The sequence below is a fragment of the Amycolatopsis nivea genome, from assembly GCF_004522235.1.
Classification (GTDB): domain Bacteria; phylum Actinomycetota; class Actinomycetes; order Mycobacteriales; family Pseudonocardiaceae; genus Amycolatopsis; species Amycolatopsis nivea.
This window is the reverse complement of the sequence record NZ_SDLT01000049.1, coordinates 44853-66253: the sequence shown is the minus strand read 5'-3', so window position 1 is coordinate 66253 and position 21401 is coordinate 44853. Positions and strand designations below refer to the sequence as shown.

The window sequence follows — 21401 nt, the reverse complement described above, 5'->3', positions numbered from 1 at the left end:
CGTTGCGGCTTGACATTCAAGCTCCTGGGATGTCTTTCACGAGCCCGAAACCCAGGCGTCGAACAGCTGCAGCCGCGAGGAAGCCTCGAAGCCCACGTCATGCGCGGTCGGGCCGACGCCGAGCACCTGCGTCAGCTCGAACACCGGGATCGAGTAGGCCTGCTCCACGATGGTCCGCTGCGCCTTTTCCGCTGCTGGCTTGCGCTTCGCGGGATCGACGGTGGCGGACTGTTCGGTCAGCGACGCGTCGAGCGGGTTGTCGGCGGGCAGCTTGCTGCGGTTGTTCGTCTTCGTGGAGAACTGCTGGCGCAGGATGTCCGGGTCGGCGCGGGTGACGTTGTACCAGAGGAAATCGTAGTCGCCGGCCTGCTGAAGGCGGGTGACCTCGGCGTTGGTGTGCAGCTCGATCTTCAGGTCGAAGCCGATCTTGCGCAGCTGCTGCTGGATCAGCTCCAGCACGCTCTGGTTCTGGTTGAACACCGGGGAGAACAGCACCGACGCGCCGAGCCGCTGCCCGTTCTTGGTCCGGATCCCGTCCGGGCCGGGGACCCAGCCGTCGGACTGCAGCAGCGCCCGCGCGCCCGCCGGGTCGTAGGCGAGTTCCTGGGACAGATCCGTGTACAGCGGCGTCGCGGAGCCGAGGATACTCGTGGCGGGTTTGTAGTTCGGGGTGAGCACGGTGCTGGTGACTTCGGGCCGGTTCACGCCCTTCGACACCGCCTGGCGCACCTTCTGGTCGGCGAGGACGCCGCGGGTCACGTTCGCGTGCAGGTTGAACACGATGCCCGGGTTCGGCCGGACCGGTTCGGCGAACCCGTTGCCGGAGAACTGCGGTTCGTCCACCGGCTGCACGTCGGTGATCGCGTCGAGCTGGCCGGACGTCAGGCTGCCCGACCGCACGCCCGGCTCCGGCACCACGCGGAAGTCGATCTTGTCGACGTACGCCTCGCCCTGGTGCCGCCACAACGGCGATCCCCAGCGGTAGCCGGTGCGCTTGCTGAGCACGATGTCCTGGTTCGGCTTGAGGCTGGTGAACACGAATGGACCGGAGCCGATCAGTCCGGCGCCCTGGCAGCGCTGCTCGGCGGTGTGCCGGAACGCCGCGGGCGCGAGCACGCCGAGCGACATCGTGGAGCTGGCCTGCAGGAACTGCGCGCTGGGCTGGGTGAAATCGAGCCGGACGGTCGCCGGGTCGACTACCGTCGCGCCGCGGTAGGCGGCGAGGTAGCTGGACCCGAGCAGGGCCTTCGCGCCGAGCGCCTTGATGCCGTCGAAGCTGGTCTTCACCGCGGCGGCGTCCACGGGGGAGCCGTCGGAGAAGGTCGCGCCGGGACGGAGGTGGAAGGTGAAGCTCGTGGAATCGGGGCTGACCGTCCAGCGGTCGGCGAGCCAGGGCGTGATCGCGCCGGTTTTCGGGTCCTGGTCGGTGAGCGAATCGACCAGCTGACGGCCGACGTTCACCGAGGCGTTGGTGCTGACCTGCTGCGGGTCGATGCAGTCCGGATTGGACGAGATGCCCAGCCGGAGCGTGCCGCCCGGGCGCGGGGGACCGGCGTCCTGCGAGCCGGCCCCGCCCGCCGTGCCGCACGCGGCGAGCAGCAGCGGAAGGGCCAGCACGAAGGCGGAACGGGACCGCGCGCGGGCGGCACGGCCGGGTCGGGGCGGGGTGTGGCGGGGCACGGAATTCCTCCAGCGGGGACGGAACGGATGCGTCCAGCTCACCCGTTCGCGGCGGTGCGCTGAAGCCTGTCCCAGCAGGTGAGCCGGTGTCCCGCGATCCGGCCGGGCGCGCCGGTTCCGGTTGACGGACAAGGAAAGGCGTGGCCCGCGCCCGCGTGATAACCGCAGCGGTTTTGTTCGGCGAGAAGGTCCGGGGAACGGGAGCATCCGGCGGTGTGCTGCGGAAAACCGGTTGCGGCGCGGGGGAGACTGGCGGACATGGCGGGGCGGGGTGGGAGCGGGTCGGCTTGGGTCCGGCTGCAAGCGGTGGCGGTGTCGGGTTCTACCTGTGAAGGGCTTTTGCTCGCGGCACTGCCCTTGCTGGCCGTTTCGATCACCACCGACCCGCGTGCGGTGTCGCTGGTGAACGTCGCCGGACAGGCGCCGTGGCTGCTGCTTTCGCTGTTCGCCGGGGTGGTGATCGACCGGGTCCGGCGGACGACCGTGCTCGCTTCCGCGTACGCGGTGCAGATCGTCGCCGCGCTCACCTTGGCGCTGCTCGGCTCCACCGGTTCGCTGAGCCTGCCCGCGCTGCTGGTGGTGGCGTTCGTGCTCACGACGGCGCAGGTGTTCGGCGACGGGGCGGCGGGCTCGGTGGTCCCCGAGGTCGTCACGCCGGATCAGCTCAACATGGCCAATTCCCGGCTGCAGGTGATCGACCGCGGCATGGTCCAGTTCGTGGTGCCTCCGGCGACCGGTCTGCTGATCGGGATCAGCGCGGGGCTGCCCGCGTGGCTGGCGACCGTCGCTGCCCTGGTCGCGTTGCTGCTCGCGCGCGGGATCCCGTCGGCGAAACCGGTGAGTACGCCCGCGCATCCGCTGAAGGACCTCACGGCCGGGCTGCGCTATCTAGTCGGCACGCCGTTGCTGCGCTCGATCACCATCACGGTCGCGCTGGGGTCGTTCGCGGCGGCGGCGGGCAACTCGATGCTCGTCCTCTACGCCACGCAGGAACTGCATCTCGCGCCGTTCGGGTACGGCGTGCTGCTGGCCTGCCTGGCGGTCGGCTGGGTCGCGTCGTCGTTCTTCGTGGACCGGTTCGTGCGCCGGTTCGGCTACTCGACGGCGATGCGGATCGCGCAGGTGTGCGCGGTGCTGAGCCAGCTGCTGATCGCGATCGTGCCGCCGTGGCCGGTGCTGGTCGGCGCGGTGCTGATCTTCCTGACCTCGACGACATTGATCTGGAACGTGTGCTCGCAGTCCAGCAGGCAGCGGTTCACGCCGTCGGAGCTGCTCGGGCGCGTGCTCACCAGCCACCGGGCGCTCGCCTGGGGCCTGACGCCGCTGGGCGCGCTCGCGGGCGGGTTCGTGGCCGTGCACTGGAGCTTGCGCGGGGTGTGGGTGATGGCGGCGGCGGTCCAGCTGCTCGGCACGACGCTGGTGTGGCGGCAGCTGACCCCGGCGGCGTTCCGGGACGCGGAGGCCGCGATGGCGCGCTGAGTCAGGCGCGCTTCGGCAGCTTCCAGCCGGGACGCGGGAAGTGGCAGGTGTAGCCGTTGGGGTAGTGCTGCAGGTAGTCCTGGTGCTCCGGTTCGGCTTCCCAGAAGTCTCCGGCGGGGGTCACCTCGGTGACTACCTTGCCGGGCCAGAGTCCGGAGGCGTCGACGTCGGCGATGGTGTCTTCAGCGATCTGCTTCTGCTCGTCGGTGGTGTAGAAGATGGCGGAACGGTAGCTGGCGCCGATGTCGTTGCCCTGGCGGTTCTTGGTGCTGGGGTCGTGGACCTGGAAGAAGAACTCCAGCAGCGCGCGGAAGTCGGTCTGCTCCGGGTCGTAGGTGACCTCGATGGTTTCGGCGTGCGTGCCGTGGTTGCGGTAGGTGGCGTTCGGCACGTCGCCGCCGCTGTAGCCGACGCGGGTCGCGGTCACGCCGGGCTGGTGGCGGAACAGCTCCTCCATGCCCCAGAAACACCCGCCGGCCAGAATCGCCTTCTCCGTGGCCATTTCGCCTCCTCCGTGCCTGAACCGCTTCCGCCGCCATGCTAGTCGCCGGGCAGCAGACCGAGGACGAGGGCGAGCGGCGGCCACGCGTCGCGCCCGTGGCGGGTGCAGGCGAAGGCCCGCAGCCGGACGTCCGGCCCGGTCAGCGCCACGACGGCGACGTCGGGCCGGGTCGGCCAGGACTCGGGCAGCAGGCCGACCCCGCCGCCCGCGGCGATCAGGTCCTGGACCAGGTCGAGGTTGTCCGCGCGGTGGGTGAAGCGCGGCGCGAACCCGGCCATCGACGCCAGCGTCCCGACGACCGTCTCGTCCGCGCCGTTGCGGGAGTTGCCGATCCAGTCGCGGTCGCGGAACGCGGTGAAGACCTCCAGGGTTCCATTGCCTCGCAACCGTTTCGCGTCCGAGCGCGGCACCGCGAGACCCCACGGCGCCGTCCACAGCGGACGGACGGCGAGCGACGGATCGGCGGGTGCCGGCGCGAGGTTGTAGTCGTAGGTGAGGGCGAGGTCGACGTCGTCGGTCCGGAGCTGGGCGAGCGCTTCGGCGGGCTCGTGTTCGCTGATCACGACGCGGACCCGCGGATGCCGTTGCGCGAGGAGATCCGCGACCGGGAGCACCGCGTGCCGCACGCCGGTCCCGAACCCCGCGACCCGCACGGTCCCGGCGGGTTCGGCTTCCGGATCGAGGTCCACCCGGGCGGCCTCGACCGCGCCCAGGATGGTCACGGCGTGCTCGGCGAGCCGTCGCCCGGCGGGAGTGAGCCGCACGCGGCGGCCGTCCGGTTCGAGCAGCGCGACGCCGGTTTCCTTGGCCAGCACCGAGATCTGCTGGGAGACGGTCGACGTTGTGGTTTCGAGCACGTCCGCGACCGCGCGCATCGAGCCGAGCCGCGACAACTCGAGAAGGAACTGCAGCCTGCGGGTGTCCATCGCCCAATTGTCCAGGATATCCGGACGGTACGTCCAGGATTGGCACGTGGACACGAACGGTCCGGATGGGTTCTCCTGGACAGCGTGCTTCCCTCCACTCCCCGGACCGGTGTCGTCCTCGCCGTCGGCGCGATGCTGTCCGTCCAGCTCGGACTGGCGGTTTCGGTCAGCCTCGCGAACCAGATCGGGCCGACCGGCGTCGCGTGGCTGCGGCTCGCGTGGGCCGGCGTGCTGCTCCTGGTGCTCGTGCGGCCGCGGCCGTCGGCGTTCCGCCGTCCTGCGCTGCTGACGTGCGTGGTGCTCGGGTTCGCGACCGCCGGGATGACGATCCTGTTCATGGTCGCCGCGACGAGGTTGCCGCTGGGCACGGCGAGCGCGCTGGAATTCCTCGGCCCGCTCACCGTCGCGATCGTGCGCGGCCGCGGCGGAACCCGGGTGTGGCCGGTGCTGGCGGCGGCCGGAGTGGTGCTGCTGACCCAGCCGTGGCAGGGCGGCACCGACCTGATCGGCGTGGGCTGCGCGCTCGCGGCGGCGGTGTGCTGGGGCGCGTACATCGTGCTGACGCAACGGGTCGGCGACGAGGTGTCGGGCCTGCGCGGGCTGGCGGTGTCGATGCCGGTGGCCGGTCTGGTCGCCACCTTCGTGCACGCCCCGGCGGTGGTCGGCGACCTGACGTGGCCGCTGGTGCTCGCCGGGCTCGGGCTCGCGGTGCTCGTGCCGGTGGTGCCGTTCAGCCTGGAAATGCTGGCGCTGCGCCGGTTGACGGCCTCGGCGTTCGGGACGCTGATGAGCCTGGAGCCGGCGATCGCGCTCGTGCTCGGCTTGATCGTGCTGCACCAGGTGCCGAACGTCGCCGCCGCGGCCGGGATCGCGTTCGTGGTGGCCGCGGGCATCGGCGCGGAACGGACCGGGGCGCGGGAACCGGTGAAGACCGCGGTCTAGGGCGGGTCCGAGAACCTCCGGTCCAACGGTCAAGCCCCGCGCTGTCCGGCGGAGAATCGCGTGGTCCCCGAGGGGTTTTCGGGCCTATTCTTGGCCGATGCGACTGGGCGGGGGGCGGGGCTGTGCGGGGGACGTCGCGGTGGTGGCTGGTTGCTGCGGTGCTGGGCGTGCTGGTGTTCGCGGTCTTCACCGCCGGGACAGCCTGGTCGTTGCTGTACCCCCGCTACGTGCTGGAAGACGGTGAGCTGGCGGCCGACTTCGCCGTTCTCGCCGGGTCGTTGTCCTTGGCGGTGTTCGGCGTCTTCCGTGCCGGTCGGCCGGACCGCCGGGTCTCGGCGCGGGCGGACAGGCGGTGGCTGCCGCCGCGCGGCAAGCACGACGGGCAGGCGGCGATCGACCTGGACGCCGAGATCCCGCGGCTGCGGGGCGCCGGCGTCAGGGCGTGGGGATTCGCGGGGTGCTGGTTCGTCGTTCTCGTCGGATGCGTCGTGGGAATGGTCCGCATGGAGTCGTCGGCGGAGGCCCTGCTGGCCACGGGAGCCCGGACCGCGGGGGAGGTGCTGAGCGTTGACGACCCCGTGAGCGGGCGCGGGGCTTCGTCGATGCGGGTGCGCTACGCGGCACGCGGCACGAGCTGGACTGCCGAGATCGTGCGGAACTCCGGCCGGAGCTACTCGCCGGGCGAAAGGCTGACGGTGGTCTACGACCCGGCGGACCCCGACGACGTGCGGACCACCGAGGAGCAAAACGACAACCAGGCTCTCGTCGGGTTTTCTGTGCTGCCGGGGATTCTGGCTGTGGTCTGCTTGCCTTTCGCGCTGGTGGCGGCCGTGCGGTGGCGCCGGCGGCACCGGGAAGTGCGCCGTACCGGTTGGCGCGCGGCGGAGGTGACGGTCGTGCCCGACCCCGCGCGCAGGTCCCGGCGCGGACCGGTCGTCCTGGTGCGGTACCGCGACGGCTCCGGAATCCGCTTGCGCCAAGCCATGTCGACTCACGGGTGTGGCCTCGTGCGGGAGGCGCCGGCCTGGGTGGGCGGAACGGGACGGGACATGGTCGTGCTGTTCCCGCACGGCCGGTGGAGGCAACGGCCGAACGCCATGCCCGCCGTCGCCGAGTCCGAGCGAGTCCGGCGCTGGTCCGACCTGGTGCGGTGATCCGACCTCGCCTCCCGGCGCGCGGCGGAAGACGTTCTACGCTGGCGGCATGCAGGTGGAAATCTGGAGCGATGTCGTGTGCCCGTGGTGCTACCTCGGGAAGGCGCGGTTCGAGAAGGCGCTGGCCGGATTCGAGCACCGGGACGAGGTGACCGTGACGTACCGGTCGTTCGAACTGGACCCCGGGAAGACCGGGACCGAGCCGTTGCTGGACATGCTCACCGCGAAGTACGGCCCGCAGGCCGCCGAGATGGAGCAGCGGGTCGCCGGCCTCGCGGCGGCGGAAGGGCTCGGCTACCGGACGGAGCGGGAGATCGGCAACACCTTCGACGCGCACCGCCTGCTGCACCTGGCCCGCGAAAAGGGGCTGGAGAACGAGATGGTGTCGGCGTTGTTCCGCGCGAATTTCGCCGAGGCTCGGCCGGTGTTCACTTCGGACGTGCTGGCCGATGTCGCCGAGGAAGCCGGATTGCCGCGCAGCGAGGCCGAAGCGGTGCTGGCGGACCCGTCCCGGTACGCGGAGGCGGTGCGGGCCGAGGAGCGCGAAGCGGCGGAGCTGGGCGCGGGAGGGGTGCCGTTTTTCGTGCTGGGACGACGGTTCGGGGTGTCCGGCGGGCAGTCGGTGGAGGTTTTCGCGCAGGCGTTGGAGAAAGCCTGGGCGGCGTCTGCGGGGAGCTGAGCCCGGCTGCTGGGGAGCAGCCGGGCGTCGGTTCCGGTGCGGGTTATTCGGACCAGGTGCTGAGGCGGTTGAGGAGGCGTTCGAGCACCTGCGGGTCCGCGGTGACGGGGTTCGTCGGCCAGCGTGCGCCGGTCGTCGCGGCGGGGGAGGCGTGGGCAGTCGGTGGAGGTTTTCGCGCAGGCGTTGGAGAAGGCCTGGGCGGCTTCTGCCGGGAGCTGAGCCCGGCTGCCGGGAAGCAGCCGGGCGTCGGTTCCGGTGCGGGTTATTCGGACCAGGTGCTGAGGCGGTTGAGGAGGCGTTCGAGCACCTGCGGGTCCGCGGTGACGGGTTCGCCGGACACGGGTTCGTCGACCAGCGTGCGGCGGTCGCCTCGGCGCGGGAGGCGGACCTGTCCGGCGGAAATCCCGCCGGGCAGCGCCAGTTCGCACCACGTGGTGCGGCCGCCGCGTTCGCCGGGGCGTACGCCGATCCGTTCGTCGCGCGGCGGGGTCGGGGCGACGAGGTCGTCGTCGACCTCGATGACGAGCCGGTCCCCGCGCAGCTGCAGCCGGACGGTCACGAAGGCGGGCGCGGACGGGCTGCTCTGGTCGACGACGTCGCCCACGAGCCGGACCGCGGCGTTCGTGACCTGGTCCAGCATCGGCATCAGGGACCAGTCGGTCAGGATCAGGCGGACGAACAGCTCGGTGCACGGGACCGCGCTCGGCTGCGCCACCAGCCGGAGGTCGTCCACCTGGGTAGTGCGCGTGCTCAAGCGTCACCTTCCTCCTCGGCGAGCGGTCCGATCGGCCGGGACCGTGCGGGCATCATGCCACCGTCGCCGCACCGCGCTGCGGCGGGAGGGCGGTGTCCGGGAGAACCGCAGGTCACACGCCTCCGCCGCGGAACTCCTATGCTGGCCCGATGTCGGCAGAGTCGGCCCGGTGGGCGATCCAGGACTTGATCATGACCTACGCCGCGCGCATCGACGCGGGCGATCTGGCCGGAGTGGGCGAACTGTTCCGCGACGGCACCCTGCACAGCGGCGGCGGCCGGACCGGGCGGGAGGCCGTGGAGAACTGGTTCCGCGACATCCTGGTCATCCATCCCGACGGCACGCCGAGGACCCGCCACGTGACGACGAACGTCCGGATCACGGCGGGGGAGGACACGGCTTCCGCGCACAGCTACTTCACCGTTTTCCAAGCCGCGGAAGACTTTCCGCTGCAACCGATCGCGGCCGGGCATTACGACGACCGGTTCGTCCGGCGCGGGGACGAGTGGCTGTTCGCGGAGCGGACGCCGGTGCTGCAGATGACCGGGGACCTGACGCGGCATCTGCGGATGGAGGTCGTGCGGGCGGCCGGTTCCGCCGGGTAACGGGTGGTCCAGACCTCGCTCGCCGCGGCTTCGCTCCCGGCCCCGTAAACGTCCGTGAAGGACTCCTTGAGGGAATCTGATTCCCTCAAGGAGTCCTTCACGGACGCCCGCATCGTGGATCGAGCCTGGCGGCGAGGGGGCGTCGCAGGGCCGCACGCGAAGGGTCAGTCCTGTTTGCTCAGCTTCCGGCGCAGGCCGCGCCCGGCGGCGAGGGTCGGGAACGCCAGCAGCGCCCCGGCCCCGAGCGGGATTCCCTGCTGCCACGCGGGGGCCCCGAGAGCGGCGGGCGCGGCTTGCGGGTCGTGGTCGCTGACGCCGCCCCAGCGCGACGGCGGCAGGACGATCACCCGCGCCTTGCCGATGACGTCGTCCACCGGGACGGTGCCGTTGACCCCACCGCCGCCTTGGCAGCGGGAGTCGCACGAGTTCTCGCGGTTGTCGCCCATCACCCAGAGGCTGCCCTTCGGGACGGTGACCGGGGCGAACGTCTGCCGCGCCGTCGGCGGCTGGTCGAGCCAGTGCACGTACGGCTCGTCGAGCGGTTTGCCGTCGACCAGGACGCGGCCCTGCGGATCGCAGCACTGGACGGTCTGGCCGCCGACGGCGATCACGCGTTTCACGAAGTCGCGCTCGTCCGGCGGAGCGAAGCCGACGAGGGAACCGAGGCCGCGCAACGTCTTCGTGAAGAAGTTGCCCGACTCCTGCGGCGCGATCTCGTTCGCGGTCCACGGCTGCGGGCCGCGGAACACGATGACGTCGCCGGGGGCGGGGTCGGTGAAGTCGTAGGTGACGCGGTCGACGACGACCCGGTCGCCGAAGCAGCCGTCGCAGCCGTGCAGTGTCGTCTCCATCGACGCCGACGGGATCAGGAACACCTTCGCGACGAACTGCTGGATCAGGATCGTCAGCACCAGCGCGATCCCGATCAGGATCGGCAGCTCCTGCCAGAACGGGCGCTTGCGCCGCCCCTTCCTGGGCGGCTCGTCCGCGCCGGGACGGTCGGATCCGGACTCGCCGGGGGCGGGGACTGGGGGGATCGGGTCGGCCACGCCGTCAGGCTACCCAGATCCGCGCGCCCGGCGGCGCACCGCGCGCGGCCACGATCGGGGGGTCGTGCCGGTGAGCGGGACGGCAACCGGAGAATTCGCCCGCAGGGAAGGAAAACGGGCCGGAACCGGGGTCGGATTCCGGAATCCGGTGCCAGCCGGAGCGCCGTGGCACGGTTTGCGTCACCGCGGGACCGGAGCGGCGCGCCGGTCGAGCGCGGTCAGCTGCTCGACGAATTCCGTGATCCGATGGCACCACGTGTACCGGCTGCGCGCGAGCGCGGAGGCGAGGACGAAGGAAGAACCGCCGCTCTGTGCTCGCCTGGGGAAGGAGCATGGCGGCCGGTCCTGCCGGGACGCGGGTATGCACCTTGCGATGCAACGGTAATCGGACGCGACTACTTCTTGAACGACCCGTGCCTGCCCGCGCCCGCGGCGAACCGGGCAGCACCCGCGAGCGTGTCCGATTTCAAGGACCGAATCCCGTGCCGGAATTCGTTCTCCAGTGCGGACTCCTCGCTCAAGGACTCGCTTTCCAGCAAGGCAGCCCGGTCCTCGCGCAAGCAGGTCTGCGGAAACGCGGCGATGTCCCGTGCGAGGGCGATCGCGGCGGGCAGGGACTGCCCGGCAGGCACGACGCGGTTCGCCAAACCGATCCGGTGCGCTTCCGCCGCGTCGACCGGGCGGCCGGTGAGCACCAGGTCGAGCGCGTGGCTCCGGCCGATCAGCCGCGGCAGCCGCACCGTGCCGCCGTCGATCAGCGGGACTCCCCAGCGGCGGCAGAACACGCCGAACACCGCCGTTTCTTCGACGATCCGGAGGTCGGCCCAGATCGCCAGTTCCAGCCCGCCCGCGACGGCATGGCCGGACACCGCCGCGAGCACCGGTTTGCGCAGCCGCAGGCGAGTCGGTCCCATCGGGCCGTCGCCGTCCGGCTCGGTGCGGTTGCCGTGCCCTTCGCTGACCGCCTTGAGATCCGCGCCCGCGCAGAAAGTCCCGCCGACGCCGTACAGCACCGCGACCGAGGCGTCCGAGGCGTCGAATTCCCGGAAGGCGTCGGCGAGCGCCTCGGCGGTGGCGCGGTCGACGGCGTTGCGGCGCTCCGGCCGGTTGATGCCGATCGTGGTGACCGGACCGTCGTGCTCGACCAGCACAGTGCTCACGCGGGGCCTCCTGGGGGAAGAAGCGGCTGTCCGGGCAGCATGCCACGCCCCGTAGGCTCCGGCACTGGTGTCGGCACGGGAAGGGGAGTGCGGAATGGACGGCCTGGCCGCGTTCGGGTTCGAGCTGGGGGTGCTCAAGCGGGTCCGCCGCGCGGGCTGGTGGCAGGCGGGCGTCCGCGACCCGGAGTCGGTCGCCGAGCACAGCCTCCGCGCGGCGCAGCTGGCCGCGCTGCTCGCCGCCGAGGAAGGCGCGAACCCCGAGCGCGCGGCGTTTCTCGCGCTGTGGCACGACACCCAGGAGACTCGCACCGGCGACCTGCCGCACACCGCCGCGCCGTACCTGACGAAGCCGGAACCGAGGGCGATCACGGCGGACCAGACCGCGGGCCTCCCGCGTGCGTCGGCGGAAACCGTGCAGTCGGCGGTAGACGAGTACGAAACGCGCGAGTCGCCCGAAGCGCGATGCGCGAAGGACGCGGACAAACTCGAGATGCTTTTCCAGGCTCTCGAATACTGCGCGACCGGAGTCTCCACAGTGGACGAATGGCTCGCGTCGGCGCAGGCAGGGCTCTTCACCGAAACCGCGCGACGCGTCGCCGAAGCAGCCTTGGCGACGTCGCCGCTGTCGTGGCGCTCCCGTTAGACCTCACCCACATGGGCGCACTTTTGGTTTAAGACTGACCTCTCTGGGAAAGATCCAAAGTACGACCATCTCGGGGAGGCACAGGATGAACCGGAAACTCACGGCAACACTGGCCAGTATCGCGGCGATGGCGGCAACGATCGGATTCTCCGCGACCGCGGAGGCGGCGGGCCCGCCGTGCGGCCCCCAGGCGAAGGCGTGCCTGAAGCTCTCGGCGAACACGGCGTGGCTGATGGACAACGGCAAGGTCACCCGCGGCGGCGTGCCGGTCACGGTCGGCAAGCCCAAGTACCCGACCCCGGTCGGCACGTTCCGCGTGCAGTACAAGGACATCGACCACTACAGCAAGCAGTTCCACGGTCCGATGCCGTACTCGGTCTTCTTCACCAACACCGGGGTCGCGTTCCACCAGGGCAGCCTGAAGGTCCAGTCGCACGGCTGCGTCCACCTCTCGCACGCTGACGCGGTGGCGTTCTTCAACACGCTGCAGCCGGGCGACGTGGTGCAGGTCGTGCGGTAATCACCCGACGGGCATCGGCCGCCGCAGCGCTTGCCGGCGCAGGCGGCCGAACCCCCTCGGATTGTTGAGGCCGAACACCGCCACGGTCTGCCCGCCGCGGTGATAGGTGGCGAGGAAGGACTCGTCGTCCGGACTGCCGTCGGCGAAGCGCACCTCGTCCTCCGGCGCGGGATGCCCGGCGAGCTGGATGGTCCCGGCGTACTGATCGGACCAGACGTAGCCGCTCGGCTCGTACTCCCGGACCACTTGCCCGGCCAGCAGATTGGCGACCGCGACCGAAGCCTGTTCGGTCGCGTTCGTCCAGTGCTCGTGCCGTGTACCCATCGGCCCGTACGACGCGACGTCGCCCGCCGCGACCACGTTCGGCAGCGAAGTGACCAGACCGGCATTGGTGCGGACGCCGTTGCTCACCGCCAGCCCTGAGCCGTCGAGCCACTCGACCGCCGGCACCATCCCGATCCCGGCGACGACCACGTCAGCGGGCAGATTCTCGCCGGTTTCCAGCTGTACCCCGGTGACCCGGCCGGAGAGCGTGGAAAGTCCGGCCACCGAGGCGCCACAGCGCAGAGTGACGCCGTTCCGGTCGTGCAGGCGCGCGCAGATCGAGCCGAGTTCCGGACCCAGCACGCGGGCCATCGGGGTCGGCAGCGCCTCCAGCACGGTGACCTCCAAGCCCAGGCTGTTGGCCGTCGACGCCACTTCGGCCCCGATGAACCCGCCGCCCACGATCACCACGCGCGCACCGGGAACCAGCTCGTCGCGCAGGGCGAGCGCGTCGTCCAAGGTGCGCAGAACGTGAACTCCGGCAACGGATTCCGTCCCCGGCAAGGCGCGCGCACGGCCGCCGGTCGCCAGGATCACGCCGTCCGCTTCCAGCTCCCCGTCCGACAGCACGAGGCGGCCGGTCGCCGGGTCGAGCCGTTCCGCGCGGGTGCCGAGCCGGACGTCCAGCGAAGCCAGATCGTCGGCGTCGAGCAGGTCCAGCGACTCGCGCGACGCGGACCCGGCCAGGAACGCCTTCGACAGCGGCGGCCGGTCGTAGGGGAGATGCGGCTCTTCGCCGACGAGCACCACCCGGCCGTCGAACCCCTGGGCGCGCAGCTCCTGCGCGGCGCGGGCGCCGGCGAGCGAGGCGCCGACGATCGCGACCGTTTTCACGCGGCGTCCTCGGCGGCGTCGGCGAGCACGTAGATCACGCCCTCGTCGACGTGCACCTGGTACGTGCGCACCGGTTGCTTGGCGGGCAGGCAGGACGGCATCCCGGTGCGCAGGTCGAAGAGCGCCGCGTGCAGCGGGCACTCCACGAAGCAGCCTTCGAGCCAGCCGTCGGCCAGTGACGCGTCCTGGTGGGTGCAGGTGTCCCCGATCGCGTACAGCTCGCCGTCGGCGTTGAAGACGGCGATGGGCTCGGGCCCCGCGATCCGGACGGACTCGCCCGGGGGCAGCTCGTCCACAGTGCACGCGCGCAGCATTGATTCCTCCGAAGCCAGTGATTGTTGCGTATTGAGGAACACCCGACGTGATACGCAACAGAGTCTGGGCGTGCCGGAGGGGTGCCGTCAAGAGGTTCCGGGGTGGAGTTTTTCGGAGCGCAGTTCCGGATGAAAGCCCTGGTCGAGGGCGGTTCCCGCGAACGGGTGCGGCACCGCCGCGGGTGCTTGACAGCGCCCCCGCTGAGCCTCATCTTGTTCCGGAGAGGGCAACAAGACGCGTAATACGCAACTTCGATCGTGTGTGAGAGGAGCCCTGCCGGTGACCGCTGTCGACCTCCCGCAGAGCCTGCTGCCGACCCTTCCCGGGCCGCACTACACCGACCCGGCGATCTTCGCCCGGGAGGAGGAGCGGATCTTCGAAGCGGGGTGGTTCTGCGCGGTGCGCAGTGCCGACCTGCCGTCGCCCGGCTCGTTCGAGACCGTGCAGGTCGGTCGCGAAAGCGTGCTGATCGCGCGCGGCCGCGACGGGGCGTTGCGCGCGTTCCTGAACGTGTGCCGCCACCGCGGCGCGCGACTGTGCACCGACGAGAAGGGTTCGGTGAAGCGCGCTTTCCAGTGCATGTACCACGCCTGGACCTACGGTCTCGACGGAAAGCTCGTCGCCGCCCCGAATCTGACCGGGATGCCGGACGTCGACCGCGTCGAATACGGCCTGACCGCGGTGCATCTGCGCGAATGGCTCGGCTACGCCTGGGTTTGCCTCGCCGAAGAAGCACCGTCCTTTGCGGATACTGTGCAGGCGGACGTGAGCGCTCGGCTCGGCGGCCCGGGCGAGATCGAGGCGTACGGGATCGAGAATCTGTCGCTGGGCCGGCGCATCGAGTACGACGTGCGCGCGAACTGGAAGCAGATCATCGAGAATTTCATGGAGTGCTACCACTGCGCGACGATCCATCCGGAACTCACCGAGGTGCTCCCGGAGTTCGCCGACGGGTACGCCGCGCAGTATTTCGTCGGCCACGGCGCGGAATTCGGCTCGGACGTCACCGGGTTCACTGTGGACGGCGGCGACGGCTTGCAGCGCCTCCCGGGCGTCGGCGAGCACCAGGACCGCCGGTACTACGCGATCACGATCCGGCCGCAGGTGTTCGTGAACCTGGTGCCGGACCACGTGATCGTGCACCGGATGTTCCCGCTCGCCCCGGACCGCACGCTCGTCCGCTGCGACTGGCTGTACCTGCCGGAGGTCGTGGAATCGGGCGCGGACCTCGACCGTTCGGTGGAGCTGTTCCACCGCGTGAACCAGCAGGATTTCGAGGCGTGCGAACGGTGCCAGCAGGCGATGGGCTCGCGCGCCTACGCCCGCGGCGGCGTGCTGGTGCCGAGCGAACACCACATCGGAGAGTTCCATGCCTGGGTGCGCGCCCAGGTCGGGGACTAGGGCGCTAGATCAGCGCCCGGATCGCCTTCTCGAAACCGGTCACGTGCTCGAGCGTCAGCGCCGAAGCCTTCTTCGCGTTCCCCTCGGCGATCGCCGTCAGCAGCGGCGAGTGCTCGTCCACGTGCCCGGCCATGCCGCGCAGCCGGGGGAGGAACACGCACCAGATCCGGGTCGCGAGGTTGTCGTAATGAACGAGCGTGTCTTCGAAGAACGGATTGTGCACGCAGCGGTAGATCGCGCGGTGGAGTTCGAGATCGGTGCGCAGGAGTTCGGCGTTTTCCCTCGGTGTGGCCGAATCCAGCTGGTCGCGCAGCCGGACCAGATCGGCGCGGTCCTCGTCGGTCGCGCGCGTGGCGGCGGACGCCGCGGCGGTCGGTTCGAGGGTGCGCCGGACCTCGGAGATGTGGGCGAGGTCGGAGATGTTGACGTCCGTGGCGAACGTGCCGCGACGCGGGTACGCGACCACGAGCCGTTCGGTTTCGAGGCGCTTCAGCGCTTCGCGGATCGGCGTGCGGCCCATGTCGAGGACGCTGCCCGCCCACTCCTCGTTGATCGGGTCGCCCGGCTTGATGTCGAGCATGACGAGGCGGTCGCGCAGGAACTCGTAGGCGCGTTCGGCCAGCGACGGTGCGGCGGCCGGGATGACGTGGTTGACCGGGGTGCTCACCCGGCTTACTCTACAGCGAAGGTTGATATATCAGTAGTCGACCAGTCGTCCGATACAGGAGGCCAGCCGGAATGACCACGACGGACCAGCCCCGGCCGCCGGGCGCGGACCTCCCGGACCATCCGGATTTCCTCTGGCGGGACCCGGAGCCGCGGCGCGCGTACGACGTCGTCGTGGTGGGCGGCGGCGGGCACGGCCTCGCCACCGCCTACTACCTCGCCAAGGTGCACGGCATCACGAACGTCGCCGTGCTGGAGAAGGGCTGGCTCGCCGGCGGGAACATGGCCCGCAACACGACGATCATCCGCTCCAACTACCTGTGGGACGAAAGCTCCGGCATCTACGAGCACTCGCTCAAGCTGTGGGAGGGCCTCGAGGAAGACCTCGGCTACCCGATCCTGTTCAGCCAGCGCGGCGTGCTGAACCTCGCGCACAGCCTGCAGGACGTCCGCGACAGCGTGCGCCGGGTGAACGCCAACCGGCTCAACGGGATCGACGCGGAATGGGTCGACGCGGACGGGGTCAAGGAACTCTGCCCGATCGTCAACACCTCGCCGGACGTCCGGTACCCGGTGCTCGGCGCGACCTACCAGCCGCGCGCCGGGATCGCCAAACACGATTACGTGGCTTGGGGTTTCGCCCGCGCGGCGGCCGCGATGGGCGTCGACCTGATCCAGAACTGCGAGGTCACCGGCATCGACACGCGGGACGGCAAGGTCGTCGCGGTCGAGACGAGCCGGGGCCGGATCGCCGCCGGGAAGGTCGCGCTGTGCGCGGCCGGGCACAGTTCGGTGCTGGCGCGGATGGCCGGGATCGACCTGCCGCTGGTGTCGCATCCGCTGCAGGCGCTCGTGTCGGAGCTGCTCGAACCGGTGCACCCGACGGTGGTGATGTCGAATGCCGTGCACGTCTACGTTTCCCAGGCGCACAAGGGCGAACTCGTGATGGGCGCGGGCATCGACTCCTACGCCGGCTACGGCCAGCGCGGCGCGTTCCACATCATCGAGGACCAGATGGCCGCCGCGCTGGAGCTGTTCCCGGTGTTCGCGCGGGCGCACCTGCTGCGGACCTGGGCGGGCATCGTCGACGTGACCCCGGACGCGTCGCCGATCGTCGGGCTGACCCCGGTGGAGAACCTGTACCTCAACTGCGGCTGGGGGACCGGCGGGTTCAAGGCCACGCCGGGCGTCGGCGACTGCTTCGCGCACACCGTCGCGAAGGGCAAACCGCATCCGTACGCCGAACCGTTCGCCCTCGACCGGTTCACCACCGGCGCGCTCGTCGACGAGCACGGCGCCGCCGCCGTCGCGCATTAGGAGCCACTGTGCAGCTGATTCCCTGCCCCTGGTGCGGTCCCCGCGAGGAGACCGAATTCCACTACGGCGGCCAAGCCCACGTCGCGTACCCGCAGGAACCGGCGGCGCTGTCGGACGAGGAGTGGGCGAAGTACGTCTTCTTCCGCGCCAACCCGAGCGGCCCGCTCGCCGAGCGCTGGACGCACAGCGCGGGCTGCCGCCGCTGGTTCAACGCCGTCCGCGACACCCGCACCCACGAACTCGCGGCGGTCTACCGCCTCGACGAACCCCGGCCGGTGATCCCATGACCTTCCGCCTCCCCAGCGGCGGCCACGTCGACCGCGACACCCTGCTCCAGTTCACCTTCGACGGCCGCGTCCTCACCGGGCACCCCGGCGACACGCTCGCGTCCGCGCTGCTCGCCAACGGCGTGCACCAGGTCGCGCGGAGCGTCAAGCTCGGCCGTCCGCGCGGCATCATGGCGGCCGGGGTCGAAGAGCCGAACGCGGTGGTGCAGCTGGAAAAGCCGTTCCCCGAACCGATGCAGACCGCGACCACCGTCGAGCTGTACGACGGCCTGGTCGCGCGCAGCCTCTCCGGCCAGGGCCGGTTGGCGACCGAACCGGACCCCGCGCGGTACGACGCGAAGCACCTGCACTGCGACGTGCTCGTGGTCGGTGCCGGTCCGGCCGGGCTCGTCGCCGCCCGCACGGCGGCACGGGCCGGAGCGCGGGTCGTGCTGGTGGACGATCAGCCCGAACCCGGCGGTTCGCTGCTCGGCTCGAACGAGTACCTCGACCTCAAGCCCGCCGTCGAATGGGCCCGCGCGATCGCCGACGAGCTCCGCGCGACTCCGGACGTGGAAGTACTAGACCGGACCACCGCCTTCGGTGCGTACGACGACGGTTTCGTCCTGGCCGTGCAGCATCGGACGTCCGGCGCGGCCAGGCAGCGCGTCTGGCGGATCCGCGCGCAGCAGACCGTCCTGGCGACCGGCGCGCACGAACGTCCGATCGTGTTCCCGGACAACGACCGCCCCGGCATCCTCCTCGCCAACTCCGCACGGACGTACCTGCACCGGTACGGCGTCGTCCCCGGCCGCCGCGCCGTCGTGTTCACCATGGACGATTCCGCTTACGCCACCGCGATCGACCTCGCCGACGCGGGCGTGGAAATCCCGCTGGTCGTCGACGTCCGCCCGGCCGCCCCGGAAAACTGGGCCGCCGCCTGCGCGGAGCGGGGCATCGAAGTCCGGGCCGGGGCCGCGGTGACGGGGACGGAGGGGACCGAGCGCGTCACCGGCGTGCGCGTAGCCGACGAACTGATCCCGTGCGACACGCTCCTGGTCTCGGGCGGCTGGACCCCGGCGGTCCACCTGTTCAGCCAGCAGCGCGGCCCCCTGCGCTACGAACCCGCGCTCGGCGCCTATCTCCCCGACGGCGACCTCCCGACCGCACGCGTGGCAGGCAGCGCCAACGGAACCTTCGACTTCGCCGGGTGCGTGCGAGAAGGCCGGGAGGCTGTCGCCGGGGCACCGGAGGAGAACCCGCTCCCGGTCTCGGACGCGCGTCCCCGCGAGCTGGCCCCCGCCGTCGAATGGCAGATCCCCGGCGCGGAGTCCGAAGTGGACACCCGCTTCGTGGACCTGCAGCGCGACGCCACCGTCTCCGACGTGCTCCGCGCGACCGGCGCAGGCCTCACCTCGCTGGAGCACGTCAAGCGCTACACCACCATCGGCACGGCGCACGACCAGGGCAAAACCTCCGGCATGCTCGCCGCCGGGATCACCGCCGAAGCCCTCGGCGTCGACCTCGCGGACCGCCGCCCGACCACCTACCGCCCGCCGTACACGCCCGTCGCCTTCGCGGCGCTGGCCGGGCGGAACCGCGGCGAGCTGCACGACCCCGTCCGCGTCACCGCGCTGCATTCGTGGCACGTCGAGCACGGCGCGGAATTCGAGAACGTCGGCCAGTGGAAGCGCCCGTGGTACTACCCGCAGCCGGGGGAGGACATGGATGCCGCGGTCCGGCGCGAATGCCTTGCCGCCCGTACCAACGTGGCCATGATGGACGGTTCCACCCTCGGCAAGATCGACGTGCAGGGTCCGGACGCCGCCGAGTTCCTCGACCTGCTCTACACGAACCTGATGAGCACGCTCAAGGTCGGCCGGATCCGGTACGGCGTGATGTGCGGCGTCGACGGGATGGTGATCGACGACGGCACCGTCATCCGCGTGGCCGAGGACCGTTTCCTCGTCACCACGACGACCGGCAACGCCGCGATGGTGCTGGACTGGATGGAGGAGTGGCTGCAGACCGAGTGGCCGCACCTGCGCGTGTTCGCCACCTCGGTCACCGAGCACTGGGCCACAGTCGCGCTCGTCGGCCCGCGTTCGCGCGAGATCCTGGCGGGCCTCGCGCCGGAGCTGGACGTCAGCAACGACGCCTTCGGCTTCATGGCCTGGCGCGACGCCGAGGTGGCCGGGATCGCCGCGCGGGTGTGCCGGATCAGCTTCTCCGGCGAGCTCGCTTACGAGATCAACGTGCCCTCTTGGTACGGCCTCGCGCTCTGGGAAGCGCTGGCGGCGCAAGGAATCACGCCGTACGGCACCGAAACCATGCACGTCCTGCGCGCGGAGAAGGGCTACCCGATCATCGGCCAGGACACCGACGGCACGGTAACCCCGCAGGACCTCGGCATGAGCTGGGCGGTGTCCAAGAAGAAGGCCGATTTCCTCGGCAAACGGTCCTTCTCCCGGGCGGAAAACCTGCGCCCGGACCGCAAGCAGTTCGTCGGCCTGCTGCCGGCCGATCCGACGGTGCTGCTGCCGGAGGGCGCGCAGATCATCGAGACCCCGCACGTCCCGAAGCCGCCGGTCCGCATGCTCGGCCACGTCACCTCCAGCTACCCGAGCGCCGCGCTGGACCGCACCTTCGCGCTCGCCCTCGTCCGCTCCGGCCGGGAACGGATCGGGGAGACGCTGTACGTCCCGGTCGGCGACGAGGTGGTGCCGGTGACGGTGACCGAATCCGTGCTCTACGACAAGGAGGGGACCCGCCGTGACGGCTAAGACCCTGTCTCCGCTCGCGGAGCACGCGAGCCTGCTCGCCGGCTGCGCGCCGGCCGTGCTCGCCGAGGAACGCCCGTTCGTCTCGCAGCTCAACGTCCGCATCCGCGAAGGCCACGACGCCGCGGCGGCCGTGCTCGGCACCGCGCTGCCGGACGTCTGCCGGTTCACCAGCGGCATCGGCGACGTCCTGTGGCTCGGCCCGGACGAGTACCTCGTGCTCGGCGCGCCCGAAGGCACCGAACAAGCATTGCGGGAAGCGATCGCCGTCGGAGCGGTGACCGACGTGTCCGCGCAGCGCACCACGGTGCGGCTGGCCGGACCGGCGGCCCGCGACGTCCTGGCGCACGGCTGCGCCGTCGACCTCCACCCGAAGGCCGCGCCGCCGGGCACCTGCGTCCAGACGCTGTACGCCCGCACCGGAATCGTCCTGCTGGTGCGGGAAGCGGGCGAGTTCACCGTGCTCGTGCGCCAGTCGTTCGCCCCCTATTTCGCCGCCTGGCTCGCCGACGCGGCGCTGGAATACCGAGAGGAGGAGTCTTGACCCAGTTCACCTTGACCCTGCACTGCCCCGAGCGCTCCGGGATCGTGCACGCCGTGACGACGTTCCTCGTGAGCAACGGCTGCGACATCGTCGAGCACCAGCAGTTCGACGACGACGTGCACGGGGAACTGTTCCTGCGCACCGAATTCGCCTGCGCCGGACCGGCCACTGTGGACGATCTCACCCGCGAGTTCGACGTCGTCGCCCGCGACTACGCCATGCGGTACCGGTTCTCCGACCGCACCCCGGACCGGCTGCTGGTGATGGTGTCGAAGGCCGGGCACTGCCTCAACGACCTCCTCTTCCGCTGGCGCGCGGGTGCGCTCGGCGCGGAAATCGCGCTCGTCGCGTCCAATCACGAGGACCTGCGCCCGATGGCCGAGGCCGCCGGACTGCCGTTCGTGCACATCCCGGTCACCCCGGCGACCAAGCCGGACGCCGAACAGCGCCTCCTCGACCTGGTGCGGGACCACGACATCGACCTCGTCGTGCTGGCCCGGTACATGCAGGTCCTCTCCGACGAGCTGTGCCAGAAGCTCCAGGGCCGCGCGATCAACATCCACCACTCGTTCCTGCCCGGGTTCAAGGGCGCGAAACCGTACGCGCAGGCCTACGACCGGGGCGTCAAGTACGTCGGCGCGACCGCGCACTACGTGACCCCCGAACTCGACGAGGGCCCGATCATCGAACAAGAGGTGCAGCGGGTCGACCATTCGCACTCGCCGCGCGCGCTCGCGACCGTCGGCCGCGACGCCGAAGCCCTCGCGCTTTCCCGCGCGGTGCGCTGGCACTGCGAGCGGCGCGTTCTCCTCAACGGCAACCGGACCGTCGTCTTCCGCTGACCTATCCCAGGGAGTTCTC

22 protein-coding genes are annotated in these 21401 nt (G+C 70.9%); 13 read left to right on the top strand and 9 right to left on the bottom strand.

The annotated features are described in order from the left end of the window. Positions 1 to 36: 36 nt before the first annotated feature. Entirely contained in the window at positions 37 to 1617 is a 1581-nt protein-coding gene (locus EIZ44_RS38830; RefSeq protein WP_167754414.1) for an ABC transporter substrate-binding protein, read from the bottom strand. Between the two features lie 321 nt (positions 1618 to 1938). Between EIZ44_RS38830 and EIZ44_RS38825 the strand changes: the two genes are divergently transcribed. Further along, positions 1939 to 3159 (top strand): MFS transporter, encoded by a 1221-nt coding sequence (locus EIZ44_RS38825; protein WP_134733992.1) that lies wholly within the window; start codon positions 1939 to 1941, stop codon positions 3157 to 3159. A 1-nt stretch (position 3160) separates the two neighbouring features. On the opposite strand, the gene msrA is transcribed toward EIZ44_RS38825, so the two are convergent. Both msrA and EIZ44_RS38815 read right to left on the bottom strand, forming a co-directional pair. After that, on the bottom strand, positions 3161 to 3661 hold the full coding sequence (gene msrA, locus EIZ44_RS38820) for a peptide-methionine (S)-S-oxide reductase MsrA (protein ID WP_134670001.1): 501 nt from the start codon (positions 3659 to 3661) through the stop codon (positions 3161 to 3163). 38 nt (positions 3662 to 3699) lie between these two features. Then, complete coding sequence (locus EIZ44_RS38815) at positions 3700 to 4587, bottom strand: LysR family transcriptional regulator (RefSeq protein WP_134733991.1); 888 nt, start codon at positions 4585 to 4587, stop codon at positions 3700 to 3702. An 84-nt stretch (positions 4588 to 4671) separates the two neighbouring features. On the opposite strand from EIZ44_RS38815, the gene EIZ44_RS38810 reads away from it, so the two are divergent. The 3 genes from EIZ44_RS38810 (at position 4672) to EIZ44_RS38800 (ending at position 7362) form a co-directional block, all read left to right on the top strand. Continuing rightward, positions 4672 to 5529, top strand: coding sequence for an EamA family transporter (locus EIZ44_RS38810; protein ID WP_238606643.1), 858 nt, complete (start codon positions 4672 to 4674; stop codon positions 5527 to 5529). A 122-nt stretch (positions 5530 to 5651) separates the two neighbouring features. Then, the gene (locus EIZ44_RS38805; protein WP_134733990.1) at positions 5652 to 6683 is read left to right on the top strand and encodes a DUF3592 domain-containing protein; all 1032 of its coding nucleotides are present in this window, start codon (positions 5652 to 5654) and stop codon (positions 6681 to 6683) included. Positions 6684 to 6732: 49 nt separating this feature from the next. Continuing rightward, on the top strand, positions 6733 to 7362 hold the full coding sequence (locus EIZ44_RS38800) for a DsbA family oxidoreductase (RefSeq protein ID WP_134733989.1): 630 nt from the start codon (positions 6733 to 6735) through the stop codon (positions 7360 to 7362). Positions 7363 to 7624: 262 nt separating this feature from the next. Here the strand turns inward: EIZ44_RS38800 and EIZ44_RS38795 are convergent, their stop codons facing one another. Next, positions 7625 to 8116 (bottom strand): hypothetical protein, encoded by a 492-nt coding sequence (locus EIZ44_RS38795; protein ID WP_037814340.1) that lies wholly within the window; start codon positions 8114 to 8116, stop codon positions 7625 to 7627. A 149-nt stretch (positions 8117 to 8265) separates the two neighbouring features. Here EIZ44_RS38795 and EIZ44_RS38790 point away from each other — a divergent pair, with 149 nt between their 5' ends. Next, entirely contained in the window at positions 8266 to 8721 is a 456-nt protein-coding gene (locus EIZ44_RS38790) for a nuclear transport factor 2 family protein (protein WP_134733988.1), read from the top strand. A 164-nt stretch (positions 8722 to 8885) separates the two neighbouring features. On the opposite strand, the gene lepB is transcribed toward EIZ44_RS38790, so the two are convergent. Together lepB and EIZ44_RS38780 are read right to left on the bottom strand one after the other, a co-directional pair. Next, positions 8886 to 9770: a signal peptidase I gene (gene lepB, locus EIZ44_RS38785; protein ID WP_134670012.1), complete on the bottom strand. Its 885-nt coding sequence runs from the start codon at positions 9768 to 9770 to the stop codon at positions 8886 to 8888. A 395-nt stretch (positions 9771 to 10165) separates the two neighbouring features. After that, a complete protein-coding gene (locus EIZ44_RS38780) occupies positions 10166 to 10930 on the bottom strand; it encodes a crotonase/enoyl-CoA hydratase family protein (protein ID WP_134733987.1) in 765 nt (254 codons plus the stop codon). Positions 10931 to 11024: 94 nt separating this feature from the next. Here EIZ44_RS38780 and EIZ44_RS38775 point away from each other — a divergent pair, with 94 nt between their 5' ends. Both EIZ44_RS38775 and EIZ44_RS38770 read left to right on the top strand, forming a co-directional pair. Then, positions 11025 to 11573 carry an HD domain-containing protein gene (locus tag EIZ44_RS38775; protein WP_134733986.1) on the top strand — a complete coding sequence of 183 codons (549 nt, stop codon included), beginning with the start codon at positions 11025 to 11027 and terminating at the stop codon, positions 11571 to 11573. 85 nt (positions 11574 to 11658) lie between these two features. Next, positions 11659 to 12093: a L,D-transpeptidase gene (locus tag EIZ44_RS38770; RefSeq protein ID WP_134733985.1), complete on the top strand. Its 435-nt coding sequence runs from the start codon at positions 11659 to 11661 to the stop codon at positions 12091 to 12093. Here the strand turns inward: EIZ44_RS38770 and EIZ44_RS38765 are convergent, their stop codons facing one another. Beyond that, positions 12094 to 13251 carry an NAD(P)/FAD-dependent oxidoreductase gene (locus EIZ44_RS38765; protein WP_134733984.1) on the bottom strand — a complete coding sequence of 386 codons (1158 nt, stop codon included), beginning with the start codon at positions 13249 to 13251 and terminating at the stop codon, positions 12094 to 12096. It lies immediately after the preceding gene. Next, entirely contained in the window at positions 13248 to 13565 is a 318-nt protein-coding gene (locus EIZ44_RS38760) for a bifunctional 3-phenylpropionate/cinnamic acid dioxygenase ferredoxin subunit (RefSeq protein WP_037814333.1), read from the bottom strand. Before EIZ44_RS38760 ends, EIZ44_RS38765 begins: the two co-directional genes overlap by 4 nt. A 280-nt stretch (positions 13566 to 13845) precedes the next feature. Here EIZ44_RS38760 and EIZ44_RS38755 point away from each other — a divergent pair, with 280 nt between their 5' ends. Beyond that, complete coding sequence (locus tag EIZ44_RS38755) at positions 13846 to 14967, top strand: aromatic ring-hydroxylating oxygenase subunit alpha (RefSeq protein ID WP_134733983.1); 1122 nt, start codon at positions 13846 to 13848, stop codon at positions 14965 to 14967. Positions 14968 to 14971: 4 nt separating this feature from the next. On the opposite strand, the gene EIZ44_RS38750 is transcribed toward EIZ44_RS38755, so the two are convergent. Beyond that, positions 14972 to 15634: a GntR family transcriptional regulator gene (locus EIZ44_RS38750; protein ID WP_199817716.1), complete on the bottom strand. Its 663-nt coding sequence runs from the start codon at positions 15632 to 15634 to the stop codon at positions 14972 to 14974. 71 nt (positions 15635 to 15705) lie between these two features. Here EIZ44_RS38750 and EIZ44_RS38745 point away from each other — a divergent pair, with 71 nt between their 5' ends. Genes EIZ44_RS38745 through purU form a run of 5 tightly spaced genes read left to right on the top strand, consistent with a single transcriptional unit; the run spans position 15706 to position 21382 of the window. Continuing rightward, positions 15706 to 16950: a sarcosine oxidase subunit beta family protein gene (locus EIZ44_RS38745; RefSeq protein WP_134733982.1), complete on the top strand. Its 1245-nt coding sequence runs from the start codon at positions 15706 to 15708 to the stop codon at positions 16948 to 16950. A gap of 8 nt (positions 16951 to 16958) precedes the next feature. Further along, positions 16959 to 17237 (top strand): sarcosine oxidase subunit delta, encoded by a 279-nt coding sequence (locus tag EIZ44_RS38740; RefSeq protein WP_037814329.1) that lies wholly within the window; start codon positions 16959 to 16961, stop codon positions 17235 to 17237. After that, on the top strand, positions 17234 to 19999 hold the full coding sequence (locus tag EIZ44_RS38735) for a 2Fe-2S iron-sulfur cluster-binding protein (protein WP_134733981.1): 2766 nt from the start codon (positions 17234 to 17236) through the stop codon (positions 19997 to 19999). Before EIZ44_RS38740 ends, EIZ44_RS38735 begins: the two co-directional genes overlap by 4 nt. Beyond that, entirely contained in the window at positions 19989 to 20540 is a 552-nt protein-coding gene (locus tag EIZ44_RS38730; RefSeq protein ID WP_107051063.1) for a sarcosine oxidase subunit gamma, read from the top strand. Before EIZ44_RS38735 ends, EIZ44_RS38730 begins: the two co-directional genes overlap by 11 nt. Further along, positions 20537 to 21382 (top strand): formyltetrahydrofolate deformylase, encoded by an 846-nt coding sequence (gene purU / locus EIZ44_RS38725; RefSeq protein ID WP_134733980.1) that lies wholly within the window; start codon positions 20537 to 20539, stop codon positions 21380 to 21382. The genes EIZ44_RS38730 and purU overlap by 4 nt, the downstream gene beginning before the upstream one ends. Positions 21383 to 21401: the final 19 nt, after the last annotated feature.